4 protein-coding genes and 4 pseudogenes are annotated in these 8,012 nt (G+C 35.5%); 1 reads left to right on the forward strand and 7 read right to left on the reverse strand.

Annotated elements, in window-relative coordinates; genetic code table 11:
• From CCY16_RS03485 to CCY16_RS03500, 4 genes and pseudogenes are all read right to left on the reverse strand, one after another.
• Positions 1-812: pseudogene (locus CCY16_RS03485) on the reverse strand (hypothetical protein); the annotation flags it as partial.
• Positions 813-912: 100 nt separating this feature from the next.
• Positions 913-2,851 (reverse strand): annotated as a pseudogene (gene uvrB / locus CCY16_RS03490) (excinuclease ABC subunit UvrB).
• Positions 2,852-2,933: 82 nt separating this feature from the next.
• Positions 2,934-3,698, reverse strand: coding sequence for a cytochrome c1 (locus tag CCY16_RS03495; RefSeq protein WP_179946048.1), 765 nt, complete (start codon positions 3,696-3,698; stop codon positions 2,934-2,936).
• Positions 3,698-4,918: pseudogene (locus CCY16_RS03500) on the reverse strand (cytochrome b). The gene CCY16_RS03495 and the pseudogene CCY16_RS03500 overlap by 1 nt, the downstream one beginning before the upstream one ends.
• A gap of 461 nt (positions 4,919-5,379) precedes the next feature.
• Here CCY16_RS03500 and CCY16_RS03505 point away from each other — a divergent pair.
• The gene (locus tag CCY16_RS03505; protein ID WP_179946049.1) at positions 5,380-5,772 is read left to right on the forward strand and encodes a hypothetical protein; all 393 of its coding nucleotides are present in this window, start codon (positions 5,380-5,382) and stop codon (positions 5,770-5,772) included.
• A 411-nt stretch (positions 5,773-6,183) separates the two neighbouring features.
• On the opposite strand, the pseudogene CCY16_RS03510 reads toward CCY16_RS03505, so the two are convergent.
• The 3 genes and pseudogenes from CCY16_RS03510 to CCY16_RS06920 all read right to left on the reverse strand — a co-directional run bounded on the left by CCY16_RS03510 (position 6,184) and on the right by CCY16_RS06920 (position 7,587).
• Positions 6,184-6,966: pseudogene (locus CCY16_RS03510) on the reverse strand (IS5 family transposase).
• 113 nt (positions 6,967-7,079) lie between these two features.
• Positions 7,080-7,343, reverse strand: coding sequence for a transposase (locus CCY16_RS06915; RefSeq protein WP_088414974.1), 264 nt, complete (start codon positions 7,341-7,343; stop codon positions 7,080-7,082).
• A gap of 46 nt (positions 7,344-7,389) precedes the next feature.
• Positions 7,390-7,587 (reverse strand): transposase, encoded by a 198-nt coding sequence (locus tag CCY16_RS06920; RefSeq protein ID WP_088414976.1) that lies wholly within the window; start codon positions 7,585-7,587, stop codon positions 7,390-7,392.
• Positions 7,588-8,012: the final 425 nt, after the last annotated feature.

The following is an 8,012-nucleotide window of genomic DNA, read 5'->3' on the forward strand; positions in this document are numbered from 1 at the left end:
TGGCCTGAAATTACGAAAAGAGATATTGGCAAGATTCGCAATTTCTCATCCTCACCTACTTTTATTCCTATTTCTTTACAAACCTCTACTTCTTTTTTCGACGACGTTTTTTCCGCTTTTTTGTCTTCTTCTTTAGCTGTCCCTGTTCCTTCCGCTGCAACCACTAGCTCAACTGCAAAGATTTCAGCAACCATCGCTACAATCCATCCAGCTACTGCCATTTGAAGTTTCAATTTGAGCTCACGCAGGACTTCTAGCTTTTCCAGTACTGCTACTTCCTCTTCTTTGGAGAAACCACCACTTAGCAACTTTTCCTCTAATTCCTTTATCTCTTTATCGATCCTCTCATCAAAACTTAAATCGCAAGAAAAGACCTTCTCAACTAATTCCTTAAGCTTATCATGCAAAAATTTAATTATCGCAGCAAGCCAATTTTTCTCCCTTTTTCCATTGATCATCTCGTAGGTTTTTGGGTCCAACTCTATTTCAAATTCACTTAATAAAGATTGAAAAAATTTCCCAAGTTCCGCCAATATTTCTTCTACTATACCACCATCTGTTGGATTATCATCACCCAGCATTACTGGAGTAAACATTCCTTGTATTTCACTGCTCGCTTCCTTCCCTAACCCTTCATATTCCTGCTTTTGCAGCTCAATCTTCTTAAAAAGCTCCTCCGTTACCTCTTTGAGTTCATTTACTTCCTGAGCCTTATTTAAATCTTCTGGACAGATTTTTCCTTGGAAAATTGAACTGTCGCTTGAATTATTGTTATTAGTGAAATCATTCATAATGTTAATCTCTTCTGCCATCAAACTTAATAATTTAATTTTATAGTACTAAATATTTAATGTGTATTAATCCTAAATGCATCAATAAAATTACTTACTTTTTTAAATGATGCACATTATATCACAGATTATTTATCCTTCCAATAATATTTTTGATTTTAGCTGCTTCTTCAAATTCTAAGTTCTTGGCATGTGCTAACATCTGTTTTCTTAAACTGCTTACATCATCCTTATTCATACCGATTGTTGTTACCTTCATCACCACTTTTTCTTTTAAAGTATTTGATATAGGTTTTATTATAGTCTTGGGTAAAACATTATGCAAGACACTATATTCCTTTTGTTTTTTTTCTTCTTCTTTCAGTCTCTTTTAATGCACGGTCAATGGAACCGGTGACTTTACCTGCATATAAAATTGCCCTGCCTTCAGCGTTACGTGCAGCACGACCGATCGTTTGAATGAGTGAAGTCTCTGATCGCAAAAATCCTTCTTTATCAGCATCCAAAATTGCAACCAAACTACACTCTGGAATATCAAGACCCTCCCGCAGCAAGTTAACACCGATTAGAACATCAATTTCTTTCGATCTTAATTTGTATATAGTGTCAATTCTCTCTAGCGCACCAATATCTGAATGCAAATAACTCACTTTCATATTTAACTCGCTCATATGTTCAGCTAGCTTGTCTGCCATTTTTTTGGTCAATGTAGTAATTAGAACACAAAATCCTTTCTTTATTGTCACTTGTGCCTCGTGAACCACATTGTAAACTTGAGTCTCCGTTGGTTTTACAATGCAGATTGGATCCGTAAGTCCTGTTGGACGAATAACTTGCTCTACAAACAAGTTATTTGTTCTTGCCAACTCATATTTTCCGGGAGTGGCTGAAATGTAAATAGTCTGCGGCCGCACTGACTCCCACTCCTTAAACTTCAACGGACGGTTATCGAAAGCGGAAGGAAGTCGGAAGCCGTGGCCGATCAATTTTTTTTTACGTGACTCATTACCACTATACATTGCACCAATCTGAGGAACAGTAACATGACTTTCATCAACAAATAAAATTACATCCTCAGGTAAATATTCAAACAACGTAGGCGGTGCATCTCCAGCTTCCATTCCATAGAGATAACGCGAATAATTTTCAATACCTTTACACGTTCCTGTTGCTACCATCATTTCGATATCAAAATTGGTACGCTGTTCAAGGCGTCTTGCTTCAACAATTTTGTTTTGCGAGTAGTAATAATCCAAGCGTTCATTTAGTTCTTCTCTAATTGGCTGAATCGCACGCAACAGAGTCTCACGTGATGTAATATGATAGCTATTGGGAAAAATGGTGATTTTATCTATGCATTTGACAATATCACCCGTTATAGCATTAATTTCAGAGATCCCTTCTATCTCATTGCCAACCAGCGATAAACGCCAAGCTTTGTCTTCGTAATAGGCAGGAAATATATCGATAATATCGCCGCGCATTCTAAAATATCCTCTCTCAAATCTGATATCAGAGCGCTTATACTGGAGACTAGCTAAATTATTCAGGAAATCATTAACACGAATTTTATCCCCAGTACTTAAAGTTATGGTCATACTGAGGCAGCTTTCAGGCGAACCAAGACCGTATATGCAGGAAACACTGGCAATTACAATTGTATCCCTGCGCCCTAAAAGGGAGCAAACGGCAGAATAACGCAGCATATCAATTTTTTCATTGATTACAGAATCTTTTTCAATATAAGTGTCAGTTTGTGGCAAATAAGCTTCAGGCTGATAGTAATCATAATAAGAAATGAAGTATTCAACAGCATTATGGGGAAAAAACCCTTTCATTTCCTCATAAAGCTGCGCTGCTAAAGTTTTATTGTGAGCAATGATGAGAGCAGGTCTGTTTGTCCTTGCAATAACATTTGCCATAGTGAAAGTCTTCCCAGAACCAGTAACTCCAAGTAAGACCTGATCTCTTTTATTGTCATTTAGTCCTGCAACTAGACTATCTATTGCCTGCGGTTGATCTCCAGCTGGTTGAAAATGCGTAACTAGTTGAAATTTCATAATTCCTATATTATCATATATTTGTTATCTTACTAGAGTAAATAAGGTATAAAAGTGAGTGTCAATGGATACAAAAAAAACTCTATTTTTTCTTTTTATAGAGCTTGCTCCAAATCCTTTTGTTGGTTAGTACAACAAACACTGTTAAGATTACAAAATACGTCACTATTTTAAATCCAAGCTTATGTCGGCGTTCTAGTTCTGGCTCTGCTGCCCACTGTAAAAAATTTACTACATCGTACGCCATATTTTCAACTGTAGCTTGTCTTGCACCATCATATTCTACCATTCCTTCAGATAGCGGTGGTGCCATAGCTAATTTACCTGTTGGGAAATATGGATTAAAATATAAACCATTCTCATCTTGCTCACCGTTTCGATAGCCCGTTAAAAGCGAATAGACATAATTTGCACTATCGTGTCTTGCTTTAATAATGAGTGATAAGTCCGGTGGAACTGCACCATTATTACTTGCTGCAGCTACTTCTTTCGTATCAAAAGGTGCAATAAAATAATCTGAAGGTATTCCAGGTCTATCGAACATTTCACCCAGATCATTTGGACCATCTTTAACTTGGTAAGAAGCTGCAATCTGCTTTACATCATCTTCAGAAAAACCAACATCTTGCAAATCACGAAACGCTATTCTATTCATTGAGTGACAAGCAGCACAGACTTCCTTATATACTTTATAACCACGCTGGATTGACTCCCTATCAAAGAATCCAGTAGCTCCATCAAAGCTCCAGTCCATTTTTTTATTTGGAGAAGGTACAAATTCTTCTGCACACACAGAATTAGCAAGAAGTAATGCACAAAACACAGCTAATATATTCTTAACCAGCATTATTTCATCTCCGGTACAAAATCACTTATGGTTTTTGGTAATTCCTTTGGCTTCTCATACTTACTAAGCAGTGGTAAAACTACTATAAAGTATGCAAAGTAATAAAGAGTAGAAAGCCTACTTAGAGTGATGTAAGGTTCTTTGACTTCCTGTCCCCCAAGCCAAGCAAGAAATGCAAAATTTACTGCAAAAACCAAAAAAAACTTTTTGAATAATGGGCGATAAGCACCGCTTTTAACTTTTGCTTTATCAAGCCAAGGCAATAGAAACCACACTAAAATAGACCCAAACATAGTAAGCACACCAGCAAGTTTATCTGGAATTGAGCGCAGCATTGTATAAAAAGGTAAAAAGTACCATTCTGGTACTATATGAATAGGAGTGACCATAGAATCAGCCTCTATATAATTAGAGGGATGACCAAGATAATTGGGAGCATAGAAAACAAACGTAAATAAAACTATAAAAAACAGACCAAAGGTTATGCAATCCTTTACTATATAATAAGGGTAGAGTGGAATGGTATCCTTACCTGATTTTACTTCTACCCCACTTGGGTTACCAGAACCAAATCTATGTAGAGCAATAATATGCAGCATAGCTAAAGCGATAATAACAAAGGGTAAAAGATAATGCAGAGCAAAAAAACGATTAAGTGTTGGGTTATCAACGGAAAAACCACCCCATAACCACATAACTATTTTATTGCCAACTAAGGGTATTGCTGAAAATAAGTTGGTTATAACCGTTGCACCCCAAAAACTCATTTGCCCCCAGGGAAGAACATATCCCATAAATGCTGTTGCCATCATTGCAAAAAATATAAATATATCTATAAACTACACCATTTCTCGTGGCCTTTTATAAGACCCATAATATAACCCGCGCATCATATGAACATAGACTACCATAAAGAAGAGCGACGCTCCAACAGCATGAGTGTAGCGTATCAGCCATCCATAATTTACGTCACGCATTATGTGCTCCACGCTGTTAAACGCATGATCAACATGTGGAGTGTAGTGCATAGCAAGAAATATACCCGTTATTATTTGTAAAATTAGCGCTATACCAGCCAAAGAACCGAAGTTCCAAGCATAATTTAAGTTTTTTGGCACTTGGTAAGAAGCAATATGTTTTAGAAAAGAAAATATAGGTAATCTATACTCTATCCAGCCTAATACGCCCTTTTCCTCTTCTATCGTTGTTTTTTTTATCATCTTGCATAACTTAAAGCTTTCTTTACCTTTAACTCGTTTATTGTATCAGTTTATCCTCTATAAACAATAAAAACTTTAAATCAAGAAATCAGATCTCTCAGCATCAAAAGTTGTAACATAGTAAACTAGTTGCACAGCTACCAGTCACCAAAGTAACTTACAGAAATGCAAAAACTATTTAACAAACTTCGCTAGCCTCATTATAATGATAAATATTACAATAATACAAAAAATAATATTATAGAATTCAATAAGATACTCCCTAGGGGTTTATTATATTCTAAAAAAGACAAATCTTGTTAACACTGTTTCAATGTAAAAGATAGGCTAAATTTTCATAAGGAAGATATTTCAAATAGTAAAATATCTTTGATTGAGAAAGCACTAAACTTATGTGGTGAACTGGTTCGCTATTTCGACTCAATTAACAAACTTAATGGAAAGGAAAAAACATCATGAAAATGCAAAAAAAAATAAGAAAAGCTATTGTTAAAAGATTCAAAGATTGGAAGGGCAGCCTGATAACCATTACTGCAGCTGACACAGAGGAATTAAAGACTTCTAATATACCAGAAAACGTTGAGAAAGTTAAAGGTAGTTTTAATGTAGAGGAACATGAAAAGACTGCAAATATGACAACAGATGCAGAAACTGATACCCAATTATATAAAGATATCAATATAAATAGTAAAGATCTCAGAATTTCTCAATCCATATGTGAAAGTAGAGAAGAGGCCTATAATACTTCAGTAGACACCTCCGCACAAGAGCCAAATGCCTATAATGACATCTCTTCTGCTGAACCATGTAGTGAATCTACAAAGGAAATTCTGCAAAAGAAAAATCATCAATAAAGAGCATATTGATCAATTGTGGCTAGTGTTGTTAGTGCAGTGTCATTGTAAGTAGTGTTACATTTCATGTGCTAGAAATGCCTATAATAGAAGCGATCGTGGAAATTACTGGATCAGCTTGTACAGGTTCTACGTTGTACAACCTTATTAAAGCCCAACACAAAACTAGAAAAAGTTGAAGATGTGGAACAGCCAATAGTTTCTTTTGAACCCAAGGTTATACTCAGAAATACATAAGCATCAAGAAAGCAAAAGGAGATAACTTCTTTAGAAAAATTCACAAATTATCAACTAATACTATCTACATCAACCATGCTACCATTTTTCCTAATCAGAGCTTATGGCTTTTACAGCATGTATTTTTGAACTTGTCAAAAACTGCACAGATACAATTCAGAGGTCGTCCAGAAATTAGTAAAATTGGACACATTTCCTCTTTAATATAACCTTATTCATAGTAAGATATATAAAATTTTCAGTAGATGTTGTAAGCAAATCGTACTCTTTTGATAGCCTTCTATTCCTAGAGACTCAGGCAAAGGTCCCCTCTACAAACCACCTTCTTGGCTGTATTTTAAATCCCTGTTCTCTTGCTGGTAGCAATGCAAGTGGTGTGTCTTTATATATCCAAAACCCACATGGAGGCCTTTTCACAATTTCAACGTCCATCCCATATTCTTCCTTTATATATATCTTTAAATTTTTGCTTTGATATTCCATATCAGCCCACATTTTCTTAACTCCAGTATATTTTTCTCTCGTCTTGTTTAACACTACCTTTACTCCATCTCTGTCATTCTCACTGGCAGCTCCCACACAACAACTCAGTATAAAACCCCGAGTATCTATAACCATATGCCTTTTTCTACCTCTTATTTTTTTTACCCCCATCATAACCTTTACTCCCTCTTTTTCTGTAGTTCCAATAGACTGGCTGTCTACTATGCAAGCGCTCGGCTGCTCATTTCTTCCTATTTTTTCCTGCTACATTTGGTAATTTCACAACTCATTTTTTCAAAGGTACCTTGCTTTTTCCATTGCATGAATTGCTCATATACAGTTTTCCAGAATAGAAAGCCATTCAGCAAATAATGCTATTGGCACCCTGCACATAGTACATAGAAAATTGCTTATAATATTTCTACTTTGGCAGTCTTCCTCTTTTCTGTACGATACCCTAAAGTATTTTTCTATTCGAGCCCACTCCCTTTCACTTAAGTCTGTTGGATATTTTTCCTTATCTCTTACCTCATTTTATATCTCTTAACACTATACCCTTATTTTAGTCTCCGGACAATCTCTTATAGCTAACTGAGATAAGGTTTCCCGATGCTGAAAGACAAAATCGATGTCGAATTGATATCAAGCCAAAAGTTTGACAGAGTTTTTCCTACGGCATGCTTGACAGCAAACCAGAACTTCTCAACTGGATTTAAGTTAGGTGAGCATGGCAGCAAAAATAAAATTTTATATCCAACAGTTTCTATTAATTTTCTCGTCCTTTCAGACTTATGAAAGCTCGCATTATCGAGAATAATAGTTTGCCCAGGTTTTAATATCGGAATAAGCACATTTTAACATAAGCTTCAAAAATTTCGCTGTTGTAATACCCTTCAATTATACTGGTGCTTCAACTTTTCCTTCATTGAGTGCTCTAATTATGCACACCCTTTTTCTTTTGTATCCTGTTTTTTCTGCAAACAATCTTTCGCCTCTTGCAGCCCATCCATACGTATAAAACTCATTATCTTTTATACCTGATTCATCAATGAATACTAAATTTTCTTCGTTTATTTCTACTATTTTTTTATGAATTCCTTTCGTTTCTCCTCATCTCTTTCCTGATAGAGAAAAGTTTTTCTTATATATAATTTACTTTCTTAAGATAGTTATACACCATACTCTTGCATATATTACCAAATTTCCCAACTATCTTTTCAATCGTAATTTCCCGATTTTTACTCAGGAACTTGACAAATTTGTCTATGTCCTTAATCTTATGGTCATACCCCTTTTGGTAGCCTGAAGATGGTTTTATACCTCTTGTTTCTTCTCTTCTTTTCCTCCACTAATATATAGTCTTTTCATCAATTTTGAACATCTTGCTTACTGCATCCATAGTCATTTTTTTCTCGTCAACACTTTTAAAACTCGTTCTCTGAGTCCTTATACCAATTCTCATTGTTAATAGGTCAAATAAGTGACATTGCAGAGTTGTTTTATTGCGGAGCGAGAAGGAG

Source organism: Wolbachia endosymbiont of Wuchereria bancrofti (assembly GCF_002204235.2).
Lineage (GTDB): Bacteria > Pseudomonadota > Alphaproteobacteria > Rickettsiales > Anaplasmataceae > Wolbachia.

Bases quoted from the DNA above. Each gene is read 5' to 3' on its own strand.
- CCY16_RS03505 (WP_179946049.1), top strand. From the start codon at position 5,380: ATGCAAAAAAAAATAAGAAAAGCTATTGTTAAAAGATTCAAAGATTGG.
- CCY16_RS03495 (WP_179946048.1), bottom strand. From the start codon at position 3,698: ATGCTGGTTAAGAATATATTAGCTGTGTTTTGTGCATTACTTCTTGCT.